The organism is Streptomyces sp. NPDC001728 (genome assembly GCF_040297565.1).
Taxonomy (GTDB): Bacteria; Actinomycetota; Actinomycetes; order Streptomycetales; family Streptomycetaceae; genus Streptomyces.
Window position 1 is genome coordinate 183280 of the sequence record NZ_JBEOZK010000013.1, and the last position, 16594, is coordinate 199873.

The window sequence follows — 16594 nt, forward strand, 5'->3', positions numbered from 1 at the left end:
GTACCGCCTCGCGCTGCGGCCGTGCGGGGAGCGATGTCGTGTTCACTCAGGGCTGCAAACATCAATTCCCCCCGTTGTGTTCCGTATCCTGTGCCCGCGCATTTCCCGAGAGTTCCTCGTGCAGCAGTTCCAGCACGCTCCGCACACTCTCTCTACGGATTTCCGCGCGGTCGCCGTTCAACCTCAACGAGACCACTTTCCCTGCGCGGGCGCCCGTCGCGGCGGGTCCGGCGACCGCCACGTACACCGTTCCCACGGGCTGGCCGTCCTGCGGGTCGGGCCCCGCGACCCCGGTCGTCGAGATGCCCCAGTCGGCTCCCAGCCGGGCCCGCACACCTGCCGCCATCTGCAGCGCGACCTCGGGATCCACCGCTCCCCGCTCCGCGAGGAGGGCCGCGTCGACGCCGAGCAGCTCCTGCTTGAGGGCCGTGGCGTAGGCCGTGACGGACCCCCGGAAGACAGCCGAGGCGCCGGGGACCCCGGTCAGCTCGGCGGCCACCAGACCACCCGTGAGCGACTCCGCGGCGGCCAGCGTGTGACCACGCTCCGCGAGCAGCGCCAGCACCCGGGCGGCCTCGGTCATCGACTCGCCGTCTCCGACCGCGCGTCCGCCCGCTCGGCGGCGAGGCCCTCGCGGCGCAGGACGACCGCCTGCCGTACGTAGTCCAGACCGGTCACGACCGTCAGCGCGACGGCCACCGCCATCACCCAGAAGCGCAGGGTGGCCAGGGGTCCGGTGAGCATCAGCACGTACATGCCGACCGCCGTGCCCTGGGCGAGCGTCTTCATCTTGCCGCCGCGGCTGGCCGGGATGACCCCGTGCCGGATCACCCAGAACCGCATCAGGGTGATCCCCAGCTCCCGCGCCAGGATGACCCCGGTGACCCACCATGGCAGGTCCCCGAGCAGCGAGAGGGAGATCAGTCCGGCCGCCATGATCGCCTTGTCGGCGATCGGGTCGGCGATCTTCCCGAAGTCGGTGACCAGGTTGTACGTACGGGCGAGGTGCCCGTCGAAGACGTCCGTGATCATGGCGACGGCGAACGCCGCCCACGCCCAGGCCCGCCAGACGGGGTCGTGACCGCCGTCCTGGAGCAGCAGCACCACGAAGCCCGGCACGAGCACGAGCCGGATCATGGTCAGGATGTTGGCGATGTTCCACAGGCTGGCCTGGTTGACGGCCGCCGTGCCCAGCTTGCCGCGGGGCGCCGGCCTACCGGTCCCGCCCGTAGCGGATGCCGGGACTCCGGTCATCTGCCTGCCTCCTCGAAAAGACACTCGGCCACCAGGTCGACGCCTTCCGTGCCGACGACCTTCGCCCTGACCATACGGCCGGGAGCCAGGTCCGGGCTCGCACCGTCGGCCGTGGTGAGCAACACCTGACCGTCGGTCTCGGGCGCCTGGTGGGCGGCGCGACCGATCACACCGTCCTCGTCGTCCACCGACTCGACCAGTACCTCAAGGGTCTCTCCGAGCCGCTCCTCCGCGCGCTGTGCGGTGAGCTCCTCGGCGAGCCGGGAGAGGTGGGCGAGCCGCGCGTCGACGACGTCCTGGTCGAGCTTGTGCTCGTACGTGGCGGCCTCGGTGCCGTCCTCGTCGGAGTAGCCGAAGACGCCCACGGCGTCGAGTCGGGCGTGGGTGACGAAGCGTTCCAGCTCGGCGAAGTCCGCCTCGGTCTCGCCGGGGAAGCCGACGATGAAGTTGGAGCGCGCACCGGCCGTGGGGGCCTTGGAGCGGATGGTCTCCAGAAGCTCCAGGAAGCGGTCGGTGTCCCCGAAGCGGCGCATGGCCCGCAGCACGTCGGGCGCGCTGTGCTGGAAGGACAGGTCGAAGTACGGGGCGACCTTCTCGGTCGACGTCAGCACGTCGATCAGGCCGGGGCGCATCTCGGCCGGCTGGAGGTAGCTGACGCGGACGCGCTCGATGCCGTCGACGGCGGCCAGCTCGGGCAGCAGGCTCTCCAGGAGGCGGATGTCGCCCAGGTCCTTGCCGTACGAGGTGTTGTTCTCGGAGACCAGCATGACCTCCTTCACACCCTGCTCGGCGAGCCAGCGCGTCTCGTTCAGCACGTCCGAGGGGCGGCGCGAGACGAAGGAGCCACGGAAGGAGGGGATGGCGCAGAAGGAGCAGCGGCGGTCACAGCCGGAGGCCAGCTTCACGGAGGCGACGGGGCTGGTGTCGAGGCGGCGCCGGAGCGGCGCGCGCGGCCCCGAGGCGGGCGCGAGGCCCTCGGGGAGGTCGGCCGGCGCTTCGGCGGGGGCCTCGGCGGCGTCGCCGTGTCCGGGCAGGGCCACGGCCGCGGCGGCCTCCTGGCGCTCCACCGGGGAGAGCGGCAGCAGCTTGCGCCGGTCACGCGGGGTGTGGGCCTCGACACTGCCACCGTTGAGGATGGTCTGGAGGCGGTTGGAGATGTCGGCGTAGTCGTCGAAGCCGAGGACGCCGTCGGCTTCCGGGAGGGCTTCGGCGAGTTCCTTGCCGTACCGCTCGGCCATACAGCCGACGGCGACCACGGCCTGGGTCTTGCCGTGGTCCTTCAGATCATTGGCTTCGAGGAGGGCGTCGACGGAGTCCTTCTTGGCGGCTTCGACGAATCCACAGGTGTTGACGACGGCGACATCCGCGTCCTCGGCGTTCTCGACGAGCTCCCAGCCGTCCGCTGCCAAGCGGCCTGCGAGCTCCTCCGAGTCCACCTCGTTACGGGCGCAGCCAAGAGTGACAAGGGCGACGGTACGGCGTTCGGGCATGGACTCAAGACTACTTCGTCCCGGCCGTTCCCCTGTCGCGCAGGGTTCACCTGCGCGACAGGGGTCACATCGGGGGCCGTCTCACGGGGCTCAGCCGGCCTCGGGGTCGCCCTTGGTGTAGGTCAGTCGCTCGACCTGGCCGGATTCGAACTTGTCGGCGAGCTTCTTGCCGTTCACGTAGAGATCGATCGCGCCGGCGTTGCCGAGGACCAGATCGATGCGCTCGTCGTCCTGGAAGGTCTTGGACTCGCCCGCGAGGAGGAGTCCGTCGAAGAGCACCTTGCCGTCGTGGCCCTTGGCCGAGATCCAGCTCTTGTCGTCGGTCGCGGAGAGCTTGACCGTCACCTTGTCCTGCGGGACGGCGGCGATGGCGCTCTCGGTGGGCTTCGGGGCGGCGGGTTTGACCGGCTTCGGCTTGGCGGCGGCCGTGCCCTTCTCGGGCGCGGGCGCCGGGCCGCCCTCGGCGGCGGTGGTGCCCTTGGGCGCGTCGTTCCCGTTGAACATCGTGAAGCCGACGAAACCGACGACGGCGACGATGGCCGCGACCATCGCGGCGGTCCAGTTGGGCCGCCTCGGCTCGGGGCGGATACGTTCCGCCTCGAAGAGCGGGGCGGCGGGGGTGGGGGCGGGACGGCCACCGTGCTCGGCGTCGAACTGCTCGATCAGCGGAGCCGGATCGAGGCCGACGGCACGCGCGAGCGTGCGGATGTGCCCGCGGGCGTAGACATCGCCGCCGCAGCGCGAGAAGTCGTCCTCCTCGATCGCGTGCACGATCGGAATCCGGACACGGGTCGAGGCACTGACCTCTTCGACGGTGAGGCCGGCGGCGATGCGGGTCTGCTGGAGAGCGCGACCGATCGAGTCCCGGTCGTCTGCCGGGAAGATCCGGTCGTCTTCGGGGGAGTTGCCGATGGACACGAGAGCGCCTTTCGAGCGTGTAGCCACCTGCTGGACGTTCAGTCTATGGGTGGTACGAAAGGGTGGGGCAACCGGGCGGGTGCTGTTTGTACGCCATGAGGCTGGGACATCCTTCTGTCCCTCCCTCCAACTTGACGTACGGCCAGGGGAAACGGTTGCCCTCCGTTCCCTTACGAGTGAGTCTCGGCCCGGTCTCATCCGGCACCCGGCCCCTGTGCCCCGATCACGCACCCGGCCACCCGGATGCCACACCCCGGGCCCGGTCGCGTACCCCGCCTCCCGTCCGCTACACCTAAGCCCCGGAATCCCCGCGGATCACCGCGAGCACCTCGTCCAGCTCGTCCGGCTTGACGAGTACGTCGCGTGCCTTGGAGCCCTCGCTCGGTCCGACGATGTTGCGGGACTCCATCAGGTCCATCAGCCGGCCTGCTTTCGCGAAGCCGACGCGTAGTTTCCGCTGGAGCATCGAGGTGGAGCCGAACTGGGTGGTGACGACCAGTTCGGCGGCCTGGCAGAGCAGGTCGAGGTCGTCGCCGATGTCCTCGTCGATCTCTTTCTTCTGCCGGGTGGCGACGGTGACGTCCTCCCGGAAGACCGGGGTCATCTGGTCCTTGCAGTGCTGGACGACGGCCGCGACCTCGGCCTCGGTGACGAAGGCGCCCTGCATGCGGACGGGCTTGTTGGCGCCCATCGGCAGGAACAGTCCGTCACCCTTTCCGATGAGCTTCTCGGCGCCGGGCTGGTCGAGGATGACCCGGCTGTCGGCGAGTGAGGAGGTCGCGAACGCCAGCCGCGAGGGCACGTTCGCCTTGATGAGACCGGTGACGACGTCCACGGACGGCCGCTGGGTGGCCAGCACCAGGTGGATGCCGGCGGCGCGCGCCAACTGGGTGATGCGGACGATGGAGTCCTCGACGTCCCGGGGCGCGACCATCATCAGGTCGGCCAGCTCGTCGACGATGACGAGGAGGTAGGGGTAGGTCTTGAGCTCGCGCTCGCTGCCCTCGGGCAGCTTGATCTTCCCGTCCCGGATCGCCTGGTTGAAGTCGTCGATGTGCCGGTAGCCGAAGGCGGCCAGGTCGTCGTAGCGGAGGTCCATCTCCTTGACCACCCACTGGAGGGCCTCGGCGGCCCGCTTGGGGTTGGTGATGATCGGGGTGATCAGGTGCGGGATGCCCTCGTAGGCGGTGAGCTCGACCCGCTTGGGGTCGACCAGGACCATCCGGACGTCCTCCGGGGTCGCTCTTATCATGACCGAGGTGATCAGGCAGTTGATGCACGAGGACTTTCCGGAGCCGGTGGCCCCGGCGACCAGGACGTGCGGCATCTTCGCCAGGTTGGCCATCTCGTAGCCGCCCTCGACGTTCTTGCCGAGCGCGACCAGCATCGGGTGGTCGTCCTCGGCCGCGGCGGCGAGCCGCAGCACGTCGCCGAGGTTGACCATCTCCCGGTCGCTGTTCGGGATCTCGATGCCGACCGCGGACTTGCCCGGGATCGGCGAGATGATCCGCACGTCCGGCGAGGCCACCGCGTACGCGATGTTCTTGGTCAGCGCCGTGATCTTCTCGACCTTCACGGCCGGCCCCAGCTCGACCTCGTAACGAGTGACCGTCGGCCCCCGCGTGAAGCCCGTCACGGCCGCGTCGACCTTGAACTCGGTGAAGACGTTCGAGAGCGAGTCCACCACCGCGTCGTTGGCGGCGCTGCGCGTCTTGCCGGGCCCACCCCGCTCCAGCAGGTCGAGCGACGGCAGCGAATACGTGATGTCGCCGGACAGCTGGAGCTGCTCGGCCCGGGGCGGCAGATCGGTCGGCTCGGGCGCGGGCTTGGTCAGATCCGGTACGCCCCCGCCGGGTCGCTGGTCCCCACCGCGGGCCGGCGGCACGGGCGCGGCGGCAGCCGTCTCCTCGGCCGCGGCAGCGGCCTTCGCGGCGGCTGCCGCCGCCCTCCGGTCGGCGGTGACGTCCCTGGTCAGATCGGCGACGATCGGGGACGGCGGCATCCCGTTGAGCACCGCGCCGTCGAGCGCGGCGGCAGCGGCGGCGGCGATGTCCACCGGGTCGAGGCCGGCGTCGAAGGGGGGCTCGTAGGAGGGCCGTTCGGCGGGGCGCCGGCCCGCGCCCTTGCGCCGGTCGAGCATCTCGGCCTCGGCCCGGTCCACGTCGTACGGCTCCGCCGGTCCGCGGCGGCGCGTCGGCCGGGCGGTACGGGGCTGCGGGCGGGCGTCGCGCCACTCCTCGTCGTACTCCTCGTACCGCCCGTCCTCCTCGGCGCCCGCGTACCCCTCGCCCTCGGCCGGGTCGTACGCGGGTTCGACGATGCCGAGCCTGGCGCCGAGGGCGCGCAGCCGCTGCGGGATCGCGTTGACCGGCGTGGCGGTGACGACGAGCAGCCCGAAGAGGGTGAGCAGCACCAGCATCGGTACGGCGAGGACCTCGCCCATCATGAACACCAGCGGCTGGGACGCGGCCCAGCCGATGAGGCCGCCGGCGTCCTGCATGGCCTCGCTGCCGTCGCCGCGCCCTGGCGAGCCGCAGGCGATGTGGACCTGGCCGAGGACGCCGATGACGAGCGCGGAGAGACCGATGCTGATCCGGCCGTTGGCCTCGGGCTTCTCCGGATAGAGGATCAGCCGGATGGCGATCGCACCGAGCAGCAGCGGTACGAGCAGGTCGAGCCGGCCGAAGGAGCCGGTCACCAGCATCTCGACGAGGTCGCCGACCGGCCCGCGCAGATTGGACCAGGTGCCGGCGGCCACGATCAGCGCGAGACCGAGCAGCAGCAGCGCCAGACCGTCCTTGCGGTGGGCCGGGTCGAGTCCCTTGGCACCACGCCCTATCCCCCGGAACATCGCCCCCACGCCGTGGGCGACACCGAGCCAGGCGCCGCGCGCGAGCCGGTAGACGCCTCCGGTCGGGGACGGCGCGGGGCGGGGCGGGGCCTTCTTCGCCGCGGTCTTCCGCGCGGGCGCGCGCTTGGCGGGCGCGGCCTTCTTCGCCGCCGTCCTCTTCGCGGGCGGTTTGACGGGGGACTTCGCGGGTGCCGCTTTCTTCGCGGCGCCCGTCGTACGGCCGGCGCGCGGCTTTGCGGTGCCCGCCGTGCCCTGGGAACCCTTGCCGGACGTACGTGAAGCCATGATGCCGAGGTTACCGGTGTGGGGACCCGCTGTCCGCCTCACCCGATCGTGTCGCCCCTGCCGGGGCACGAAGCTGACGTCACCTCACGCCGACGACCGCCCCGGAGGACGGCCGATGACGGTGTGTCAGCCCTGGGCGGGCAGGGTCGACGCGGCGCCCGTGCCCGGTTCGAGCGCGTCCAGCGCCCGGCGCAAGCCGGTGAGCTTGCGCTCCAGATGCGCCGCGGTCGCGACGGCCGCGGCGTCGGCGGAATCGTCGTCGAGCTGCTTGGACAGCGCCTCCGCCTGCTCCTCCACCGCCGCGAGGCGGGCGGAGAGCTCGGCGAGCAGTCCGGCGGACTCCTTGCCGTGACCGCCCTCGCCGCTGCCCTCCAACTGCAGCCGCAGCAGGGCGGCCTGCTCGCGCAGCTTGCAGTTCTTCATGTAGAGCTCGACGAAGACCGACACCTTGGCGCGCAGCACCCACGGGTCGAACGGCTTCGAGATGTAGTCGACCGCCCCGGCCGCGTACCCCCGGAAGGTGTGGTGGGGGCCGTGGTTGATGGCGGTGAGGAAGATGATCGGGATGTCCCGGGTCCGCTCCCGCCGCTTGATGTGCGCGGCGGTCTCGAAGCCGTCCATCCCCGGCATCTGGACGTCGAGCAGGATGACCGCGAAGTCGTCCGTCAACAGCGCCTTGAGCGCTTCCTCCCCGGACGATGCCCGCACCAGCGTCTGATCGAGCGCGGAGAGAATGGCCTCCAGCGCGAGCAGATTCTCCGGCCGGTCATCGACCAGGAGGATCTTGGCCTTCTGCACCATGCCCCGTCCTCCTCGCCCCGGCAACGTCTCTCCCCGGCTCCCCGAACCGGGGGAAGCACCGGGCGCCGCCCCAGAAGACGACTCCCTGACGCCGTCCGTCCTTGTGCCGGTCATCGTAGCCGCACCCCGCCCATCGCCACACCCTGTCACCGCGATGTCACTGTGCACATACCTGCCCACGTACCTGAAACGCGGTGGGAGACCAGAAGGTTCCCCGTATCCCGCGCTCTCACACCCCGGTGACGACACTCCGTCAGCCGGGGCCCGGAGCCCGCGCGTCGCACCTCACGGCCCCCGGGCCGCGAGGCCCCCGAGTCACACCCCCCGCATCCACTGCTCCATCACGGACAGCAGATGGTCGGGGTCGACCGGCTTCGTCACATAGTCCGAGGCGCCCGACTCGATCGCCTTCTCCCGGTCGCCCTTCATCGCCTTCGCCGTCAGCGCGATGATCGGCAGCCCCGCGAACTGCGGCATCCGACGGATCGCCGTCGTCGTCGCGTACCCGTCCATCTCCGGCATCATGATGTCCATCAGCACGACGGCCACGTCGTCGTGCTGCTCCAGGACCTCGATGCCCTCCCGTCCGTTCTCCGCGTAGAGCACCGCGAGCCCGTGCTGCTCCAGGACGCTGGTGAGCGCGAACACATTGCGGATGTCGTCGTCGACGATCAGCACCCGCTCGCCGGAGAACCCGAAGGTACGGCGCGGCTCGACGTCCGGCTCCTGCTCCACCCGGTCCGTCGCGGTCTCCTTGCCCGGCTGCCCCGGCACCGAGGTCCGCGACCCGGTCGCCTCCGCGGCGGCCTTGCGCCGGTGCCGGAACAGCGCCCCGGCGCCCGACCGCGCCTCCGTCCGTACGGGCGGCGGCGGGAAGTGCGGGAAGGAGTGCACGGCCCCGGCCGCCCCCTCCTCCGCACCCTCCTGCGGGTCGGTGTCCTGCGCCCCCTGCCCGTACACGCCCGTGGGCAGCTCGGTCGGGCTCAGCGGCAGATAGAGCGTGAAGGTCGAGCCCCGGCCCGGCTCGCTCGCCGCGAAGATCTCGCCGCCGAGCAGCCGCGCGATCTCCCGGCTGATCGAGAGCCCCAGACCCGTACCGCCGTACTTCCGGCTGGTCGTGCCGTCGGCCTGCTTGAACGCCTCGAAGATGACCCGCATCTTGCTCGCGGCGATCCCGATCCCGGTGTCGGTGACCGAGAACGCGATCAGGTCGGCCTCCGGGTCGCTCAGCGACCCCGCCTCAAGGAGCTGTTCGCGGATCGACTGCGGTACGTCGACCCCGGCCGGCCTGATGACCAGCTCCACCGCGCCCGTGTCGGTGAACTTCACCGCGTTGGACAGGAGGTTGCGCAGCACCTGGAGCAGCCGCTGCTCGTCGGTGTGCAGCGTGGCCGGCAGCTCGGGCGAGACCCGCACCGAGAAGTCGAGCCCCTTCTCCGCGGTGAGCGGCCGGAAGGTCGCCTCCACGTAGTCGACGAGCTGGACGAGGGCGATCCGGGTCGGCGAGACGTCCATCTTGCCCGCCTCGACCTTGGACAGGTCGAGGATGTCGTTGATCAGCTGGAGCAGGTCCGAACCCGCGCCGTGGATGGTCTCCGCGAACTCGACCTGCTTCGGCGTCAGGTTGGTCTCGACGTTGTCGGCGAGCAGCTTGGCCAGGATCAGCAGCGAGTTGAGCGGGGTGCGCAGCTCGTGCGACATGTTGGCGAGGAACTCGGACTTGTAGCGCATGGAGACCGCGAGCTGTTCGGCCCGCTCCTCCAGGACCTGCCGCGCCTCCTCGATCTCGGTGTTCTTCACCTCGATGTCGCGGTTCTGCCGGGCCAGCAGCTCGGCCTTCTCCTCCAGCTCCAGGTTGGAGCCCTGGAGTTCCTTCTGCCGGTGCTCCAGCTCGGCCGACCTCTCCTTGAGCTGCTCGGTGAGTTCCTGCGACTGCTGGAGCAGCACCTCGGTCTTGGTGTTGACGCTGATCGTGTTGACGGTGGTCGCGATCAGCTCGGCGATCTGGTTGAGGAAGTCCCGCTGGATCTGCGTGAACGGCTGGAAGGAGGCCAGCTCGATCACGCCGAGGACCTTGCCCTCGAAGAGGACCGGCAGGACGATCACATGGGCGGGCGAGGCCTCGCCGAGCCCGGAGGAGATCTTCAGATAGCCGGGCGGTACGTGCAGCTGGATCGTCCGCTTCTCGTCGGCCGCCGTCCCGATGAGCGTCTCCCCGGGCCGGAACGAGGTCGGCATGGACCCGGTGGAGTATCCGTAACTCCCGCGCATCCGCAGCTCGTACGAACCGTCGCCCTCACCTACGAGTTCGGCGTCGCTGTGGGCGGAGCCCGTCGGCACGGCCACGAAGAAGGCGCCGTGCTGGGCCGAGACCACCGGCGTCAGCTCGCTCATGATGAGCGAGGCCACGTCGTCGAGGTCGCGGCGGCCCTGCATGAGGCCGGAGATACGGGCCAGGTTGCTCTTGAGCCAGTCCTGCTCGTCGTTGGCGAGGGTGGTGTCGCGCAGGTTGGCGATCATCGTATTGATGTTGTCCTGGAGCGCCTGGATCTCGCCGGCCGCGTCCACACCGTCGATCTTGACGTTGAGGTCGCCGCGGGTCACCGCGGTGGCGACGGCCGCGATGGCGCGCACCTGCCGGGTGAGGTTCCCGGCCATCTCGTTCACGGACTCGGTGAGGTCGCTCCAGGTGCCCTCCACGTCCCGGACCCGGGCCTGGCCGCCGAGCTGCCCGTCGGTGCCCACCTCGCGGGCCACGCGCGTGACCTCCTCGGCGAAGTTCGACAGCTGGTCGACCATCGTGTTGATGGTGTTCTTCAGCTCCTGGATCTCACCGCGCGCGTCGATGTCGATCTTCTTGGTGAGGTCGCCCTTGGCGATGGCGGTGGTGACGGCGGCGATCTGCCGCACCTGACCGGTCAGGTTGTCGGCCATCGAGTTCACCGACTCGGTCAGGTCCTTCCAGGTGCCGGAGACTCCCGGCACCCGCGCCTGGCCGCCGAGTTCGCCCTCGGTGCCCACCTCTCGGGCCACCCGGGTGACCTCGTCCGCGAAGGACGACAGGGTCGTCACCATCGTGTTGACGGTCTCGGCGAGTTCGGCGACCTCGCCGCGCGCCTCGACCGTCACCTTCTTCGTCAGGTCGCCGTTGGCGACGGCCGCCGAGACCCGGGAGATGTTCCGCACCTGACTGGTCAGGTTGTTGGCCATCAGGTTGACGTTGTCGCTGAGGTCCTTCCACGTGCCGGTGACACCGCGCACGCGTGCCTGGCCGCCGAGGATGCCCTCCGTGCCCACCTCGCGGGCCACGCGCGTGACCTCGTCCGCGAAGTTCGACAGCTGGTCGACCATCGTGTTGACGGTCGTCACCAGCTCCAGGATCTCGCCCCGGGCGTCGACCGTGATCTTCTTCGACAGATCGCCCTTCGCGACCGCCGTCGTGACCTCGGCGATGTTCCGCACCTGGATGGTGAGGTTGTTCGCCATGAAGTTCACCGACTGGGTGAGGTCCTTCCAGGTGCCGGAGACCCCCTGCACCTCGGCCTGCCCGCCGAGCATGCCCTCGGTGCCCACCTCACGGGCCACCCGCGTCACCTGCTCGGCGAAGTTCGAGAGCTGGTCCACCATCGTGTTGAGGGTGTTCTTGAGCTCCAGGATCTCGCCGCGCGCGTCCACGTCGATCTTCTGCGACAGGTCACCGCGGGCCACGGCGGTGGCGACCTGCGCGATGTTGCGGACCTGGGTGGTGAGGTTCCCGGCCATGCCGTTCACCGAGTCCGTCAGGTCGCGCCACACCCCGGCCACGCCGGGCACCTGCGCCTGACCGCCGAGCCGCCCGTCGGTGCCCACCTCGCGGGCCACCCGGGTCACCTGGTCGGCGAAGGCGGAGAGCTGGTCGACCATCGTGTTGATGGTGTTCTTGAGCTCCAGGATCTCGCCCCGCGCGTCCACGTCGATCTTCTGCGACAGGTCACCCCGTGCCACGGCCGTCGTCACCTGCGCGATCTGCCGCACCTGCGAGGTCAGATTGCCGGCCATGAAGTTCACCGAGTCGGTGAGCTCCCGCCAGCGCCCGGAGACGCCGTCCACCCGCGCCTGGCCGCCGAGGCGGCCCTCGGTGCCCACGTCCCGCGCCATCCGCGTCACCTGGTCCGCGAACGACGACAGCTGCGACACCATCGTGTTGACGGTGTTCTTCAGCTCCAGCATCTCGCCGGCCACGTCGACCGTGACCTTCTGCGACAGGTCACCGTTGGCGACCGCCGTCGTCACCTGCGCGATGTCCCGCACCTGGCCGGTCAGGTTGCGGAAGGCCGTGTTCACCGAGTCGGTGAGGTCCTTCCACGTCCCGGCCGCGCCCTGCACCTCGGCCTGCCCGCCGAGCAGACCCTCGACGCCGACCTCCCGGGCGACCCGGGTCACCTCGGAACCGAAGGCGGACAGCTGGTCCACCATCGTGTTGACGGTGTTCTTCAGCTCCAGCATCTCGCCGGCCACGTCGACCGTGACCTTCTGCGACAGGTCACCGTTGGCGACCGCCGTCGTCACCTGCGCGATGTCCCGCACCTGCGTGGTGATGTTCCGGAAGACGGTGTTGACGGAGTCCGTGAGGTCCTTCCAGGTCCCCGCCGCCCCCGGCACCTGCGCCTGACCGCCGAGGAGGCCCTCGGCGCCGACCTCGCCCGACACCCGGGTCACCTCGTCGGCGAAGATCCGCAGCGTCTGCGTCATCTGGTTGATGGTGTCCGCCAGTTGCGCGATCTCTCCGCGCGCCGACACCCGTACCTTCTGCGTCAGATCGCCGTTGGCGACCGCCGTCGTCACCAGCGCGATGTCCCGCACCTGGTTGGTCAGGTTGCCTGCCATCGTGTTGACGGAGTCCGTGAGGTCCTTCCACACGCCGGACACCCCGGCCACCTCGGCCTGACCGCCGAGCTCGCCCTCCGTACCGACCTCCCGGGCGACCCGGGTCACCTCGGAGGAGAACGACGACAGCTGGTCCACCATCCGGTTGACCGTGTTCTTGAGCTCCAGCATCTCGCCGGCCACGTTGGCCGTGACCTTCTGCGACAGATCGCCGTCGGCGACCGCCGTCGTCACCAGCGCGATGTCCCGCACCTGGGCGGTCAGCCGGTTCGCCATGGTGTTGACCGAGTCCGTGAGGTCCTTCCACGAACCCGACACCCCGCGCACCTGCGCCTGGCCGCCCAGGTTGCCGTCGGTCCCCACCTCGACGGCGACCCTGGTCACCTCGGACGCGAACACCGACAGCTGGTCGACGAGGTTGTTCGCGGTGCGCGCGACCTTGAGGAACTCGCCGCGCAGCGGCCTGACCGTCCCGTCGGCACCCTCCGAACGCAGGTCCATCCGCTGGTCCAGATCGCCCTCGGCCACCGCCGACAGCACCCGGCCCACCTCGGACACCGGCCGGGCCAGGTCGTCGACGAGCGCGTTCGCGGCCTCGATCGCCGCCGCCCACGCCCCCTCACCGGCCCCCGCGTCGAGACGCTCGGACAGCTTGCCCTCGCGTCCCACCACCCGGCGGACGCGCGACAGCTCCCCCGTCACATGCATCTGCCGGTCGGCGACCTCGTTGAACACGGCGGAGATCTCCGCCATGACCCCGTCGCCGGAGACCGTCAGCCGCCTGCGGAGATTCCCGTCCCGCATCGAGACCAGTGCGGCGAGCAGCCGGTCGAGCACCGCCGCGTCCACCTGTACCGTCCCCCCACGGGAACGCCCGCCCCTCGCGCGCGTACCGCCGCCTCCGCCGCGTCGCGGCGCCGTGCCAGGTTCCACCGTGTCCCTCCCGAAAGGGGTCGACCGTTCCGCTCCGGCTTCCGCCGGTAGCCTGCCCAGTGTTTCACCGCCACCGAACAAGGCGATAACAGTTCGGCAGCTTCGCACAGCGTCCCTACCCCCGGGGGGCGGAATCAGCGCGACCGGCCTCCGCCGGCACAGTGAAGGAAAGTAACCTGGCACCCGGCTGTCCAACCACCCCGGTCCGCCCGGCGGGGGCGGTGTGGTGCGCGATCGACCACCGGGCACCGGGAGGGGCAGACCGAGCATGGCGGAGCCGGGCGTCGAGACGCGTACGAGGAGTGCTGTGATCACCGCGCGGGCGACTGCCAGCTTCGAGCCCGTCGGGCGGTCCGTCGCGGCCGCCCGCGCCTTCGTCCGGGACACCCTCCAGGGCTGGGGCCACCCCGAACTCGTCGACGACGCCGTCGTCCTCACCAGCGAACTCGTCACCAACGCCGTCATCCACGCCGGCACCTCCGCCGAGGTCCTGTGCCTCCGCTCCGACGACAGCATCCGCGTCGAGGTCGCCGACCGCTACCCCGAGCGCGAGATCCCTGTCCAGAGCGGCCACTCGCTGGGCAGCCCGGACCGCGAGAACGGCCGCGGCCTGCTGCTCTGCGCCGCCCTCGCCCACCGCTGGGGTGTCGACTACACCCCCACCCGCAAGCACGTCTGGTTCCATCTGGACCTCCCCCAGCGCCCGGTCGGCACACGGTCCGCGGGCCCGGTCCTGCCGGACGCGCTCCTCCCGGTCACCGACAGCCGCGTCCGCGTCGCCGTCGCCCAGATCGACCGCGGCGGAGCGATCACCGCCTGGAACGAACACGCCGGGGAACTCTTCGGTTACGACTCCGAGCAGGTCGTCGGCAAGCCCCTCGGCGACCTCGCAGCCTGGCCCCACACCCCCGGCATCGGCACCGGCCTCGCCGAGGCCCTGCGCCTCTCCCGCTGGGAGGGCAGCTACGGCATCCGCTGCGCCGACGGCCGCGTCATCCCGGTCTACGCCTCCCACCTGCGGGTACGAGACGCCCAGGGAGAGCCCTCCACCGTCTGTCTCCTGGTACGCGAGCACGAGCGGGCCGTCCTCCAGACCCCGCAGCGCGCGACCGCCGACCCCAACGCGGAGAACCGGACCGCCGCCGACCCGTTCGAGGTCTTCATCGGCTCCCCCGCCCCCGACGACCTCGACGGCCTCCTCCAGCGCACGGTCGAGCGCGCCCGCGACATGCTCGACGGCGACGCCGCCTTCCTCCTCCTGGCCACCGACGACGAGACGGAACTCGAGGTACGGGCGACCACCGGCCTCCCGGCCGCCCGCCAGCGTTTCGCCCGCGTCCCCGTGGAGACCGGCGCCAGCCGTTACGGCTCCGCCCGCATGCCCGCGGTCCACGAGGACCTGGCCGCCGTCCCCGGCGCCGTCCCGCTCCTCGAAGGCACCGGCATGCGCTCGGTCGTCACCGTCCCGCTCAAGGTCGAGGGCCGTCTCACCGGATCCCTGGGCGTGGCCGCGGAACTCGCGAACCGCTACTCCAACGAGGAGGCCCTGCGCCTCCAGTTCGCCGCCGACCGCATCGCCCTGGCCGTGGAGTCCGCCCGCCTCGGCGAGCTGGAACGGCTGCGCCGAGGCTCCCTCAGCTTCCTCGTCGAGGCCTCCGACCTGCTGGCCGGCACCCTCGACCGCGATCAGACCCTGGCCCTGATGGCCCAGATGACGGTCCCGACCCTCGCGACCTGGTGCGCGGTCTACACGATCGCCGACCAGTCCTCCGACCCGTACCTCTCGTACGTGCTCCACGAGGACGAGGACCGCATCGACGGCCTCAAGGACCTGCTGTCCTCGATCGCCCCGCCCGACCCGGTGCCGACCCCCGGCGCCCGTGTCTGGACGGCTCCGGGCGACGCGGCCCACCGCGCGGCCCTCACGGCGTCGGTCCGCGCCCTCGACCATCCCACGAGCCCGCTGTCCTCCGGCATCGACACCACCCTGGCCACCGCGAGCGCGGTCGCCGGCGAGACGGTCGTCCTGCCGCTGGTCGCCCGCAACCGGGTCATCGGCATGCTGACCCTCGGCCGGCCCTCGGAGGACCACTTCCGCCAGGAGATCCTGGAGCTCGCCGAGGACCTCTCGCGTCGGGCCGCCCTGGCCCTGGACAACGCCCGCCTGTACTCGGAGCGGGTGGCGATCAGCCAGTCCCTCCAGCGCAGCCTCCTCCCGCCCGGCCTCCCCGACATCCCGGGCGTCGAGGTGGACGTCATCTACCGGGCGGCCGGCGAGGGCAACGAGGTCGGCGGCGACTTCTACGACATCTTCCCCATCAGGGACGACGTGTACGGCTTCGCCATCGGCGACGTCTGCGGTACGGGACCGGAGGCGGCCGCCGTCACCGGTCTGGCCCGCCACGCCCTGCGCCTCCTGGCCCGCGAGGGCTTCGGCGGCCCCGCCGTCCTGGAGCGTCTGAACGCGGCGATCCTCGACGAGGGCGCCCGCAGCCGCTTCCTGACCCTCCTCTACGGCGAGATGCGCCCGCAGTCGGACGGCTCGGCGATCCTCAAGGTCGTCTGCGCCGGGCACCCGCTGCCGCTGCGCCTCCGCCCGGACGGCACGGTCAGCTCCGCGGCGGAGCCGCAGCCGCTCCTCGGCGTGATGGAGGACCTGGAGCTGTACGAGGAGACCATCACGCTCGATCCGGGCGATGTCCTCCTCTGTGTGACGGACGGCGTGACGGAGCGCCGTGAGGGCACCCGCATGCTGGGCGACGACGGCCTGGCCGATGTCCTCAAGACGTGTACGGGCCTGACGGCCGGCGCGGTCGCCTCCCGGGTCCTCCGGGCGGTCGAGCGCTTCGCCCAGGCCCCGGCCTCCGACGACATGGCCATCCTGGCGATGCGCCTTCACGAACCGCACGACAGCTGACGGTACGGGTCCCGGCGATTCCCCATCGGGGAATCGCCGGCCCTCCGGCATCTGTAGGTACGGAAACGCAAAAAGGCCCCCGCCACAAGGCGGGGGCCTTTTTGATTGAGCCCTTTAACGGAATCGAACCGTTGACCTTCTCCTTACCATGGAGACGCTCTACCGACTGAGCTAAAAGGGCGGGTGTTCGGCGGCGTCCTACTCTCCCACAGGGTCCCCCCTGCAGTACCATCGGCGCTGAAAGGCTTAGCTTCCGGGTTCGGAATGTAACCGGGCGTT

At 70.7% G+C, this 16594-nt stretch carries 8 protein-coding genes, 1 tRNA gene and 1 rRNA gene; 1 reads left to right on the forward strand and 9 read right to left on the reverse strand.

Features of this window, described 5'->3' with window-relative positions; genetic code table 11:
* Positions 1-61: 61 nt before the first annotated feature.
* The 7 genes from ABT154_RS20910 to ABT154_RS20940 all read right to left on the reverse strand — a co-directional run bounded on the left by ABT154_RS20910 (position 62) and on the right by ABT154_RS20940 (position 13398).
* Positions 62-583 (reverse strand): CinA family protein, encoded by a 522-nt coding sequence (locus ABT154_RS20910; protein ID WP_317877179.1) that lies wholly within the window; start codon positions 581-583, stop codon positions 62-64.
* On the reverse strand, positions 580-1254 hold the full coding sequence (gene pgsA, locus ABT154_RS20915) for a CDP-diacylglycerol--glycerol-3-phosphate 3-phosphatidyltransferase (RefSeq protein ID WP_351858317.1): 675 nt from the start codon (positions 1252-1254) through the stop codon (positions 580-582). Before pgsA ends, ABT154_RS20910 begins: the two co-directional genes overlap by 4 nt.
* Complete coding sequence (rimO, locus tag ABT154_RS20920) at positions 1251-2744, reverse strand: 30S ribosomal protein S12 methylthiotransferase RimO (protein WP_351858318.1); 1494 nt, start codon at positions 2742-2744, stop codon at positions 1251-1253. The genes pgsA and rimO overlap by 4 nt, the downstream gene beginning before the upstream one ends.
* A 90-nt stretch (positions 2745-2834) precedes the next feature.
* A complete protein-coding gene (locus ABT154_RS20925) occupies positions 2835-3662 on the reverse strand; it encodes a helix-turn-helix domain-containing protein (RefSeq protein ID WP_317877182.1) in 828 nt (275 codons plus the stop codon).
* Between the two features lie 292 nt (positions 3663-3954).
* Positions 3955-6798: a DNA translocase FtsK gene (locus ABT154_RS20930; RefSeq protein ID WP_351858319.1), complete on the reverse strand. Its 2844-nt coding sequence runs from the start codon at positions 6796-6798 to the stop codon at positions 3955-3957.
* A gap of 126 nt (positions 6799-6924) precedes the next feature.
* On the reverse strand, positions 6925-7599 hold the full coding sequence (locus ABT154_RS20935) for a response regulator (RefSeq protein WP_351858320.1): 675 nt from the start codon (positions 7597-7599) through the stop codon (positions 6925-6927).
* Positions 7600-7914: 315 nt separating this feature from the next.
* A complete protein-coding gene (locus ABT154_RS20940) occupies positions 7915-13398 on the reverse strand; it encodes a HAMP domain-containing protein (protein ID WP_502969550.1) in 5484 nt (1827 codons plus the stop codon).
* A gap of 268 nt (positions 13399-13666) precedes the next feature.
* On the opposite strand from ABT154_RS20940, the gene ABT154_RS20945 reads away from it, so the two are divergent.
* Positions 13667-16315, forward strand: coding sequence for a SpoIIE family protein phosphatase (locus ABT154_RS20945; RefSeq protein WP_351858322.1), 2649 nt, complete (start codon positions 13667-13669; stop codon positions 16313-16315).
* Positions 16316-16423: 108 nt separating this feature from the next.
* On the opposite strand, the gene ABT154_RS20950 is transcribed toward ABT154_RS20945, so the two are convergent.
* A tRNA-Thr gene (locus ABT154_RS20950) sits at positions 16424-16496 on the reverse strand.
* A gap of 4 nt (positions 16497-16500) precedes the next feature.
* A 5S ribosomal RNA gene (rrf, locus tag ABT154_RS20955) occupies positions 16501-16594 on the reverse strand; the annotation flags it as partial.

Bases quoted from the DNA above. Each gene is read 5' to 3' on its own strand.
- pgsA (WP_351858317.1), bottom strand. From the start codon at position 1,254: ATGACCGGAGTCCCGGCATCCGCTACGGGCGGGACCGGTAGGCCGGCG.
- ABT154_RS20910 (WP_317877179.1), bottom strand. From the start codon at position 583: ATGACCGAGGCCGCCCGGGTGCTGGCGCTGCTCGCGGAGCGTGGTCAC.
- rimO (WP_351858318.1), bottom strand. From the start codon at position 2,744: ATGCCCGAACGCCGTACCGTCGCCCTTGTCACTCTTGGCTGCGCCCGT.
- ABT154_RS20930 (WP_351858319.1), bottom strand. From the start codon at position 6,798: ATGGCTTCACGTACGTCCGGCAAGGGTTCCCAGGGCACGGCGGGCACC.
- ABT154_RS20935 (WP_351858320.1), bottom strand. From the start codon at position 7,599: ATGGTGCAGAAGGCCAAGATCCTCCTGGTCGATGACCGGCCGGAGAAT.
- ABT154_RS20945 (WP_351858322.1), top strand. From the start codon at position 13,667: ATGGCGGAGCCGGGCGTCGAGACGCGTACGAGGAGTGCTGTGATCACC.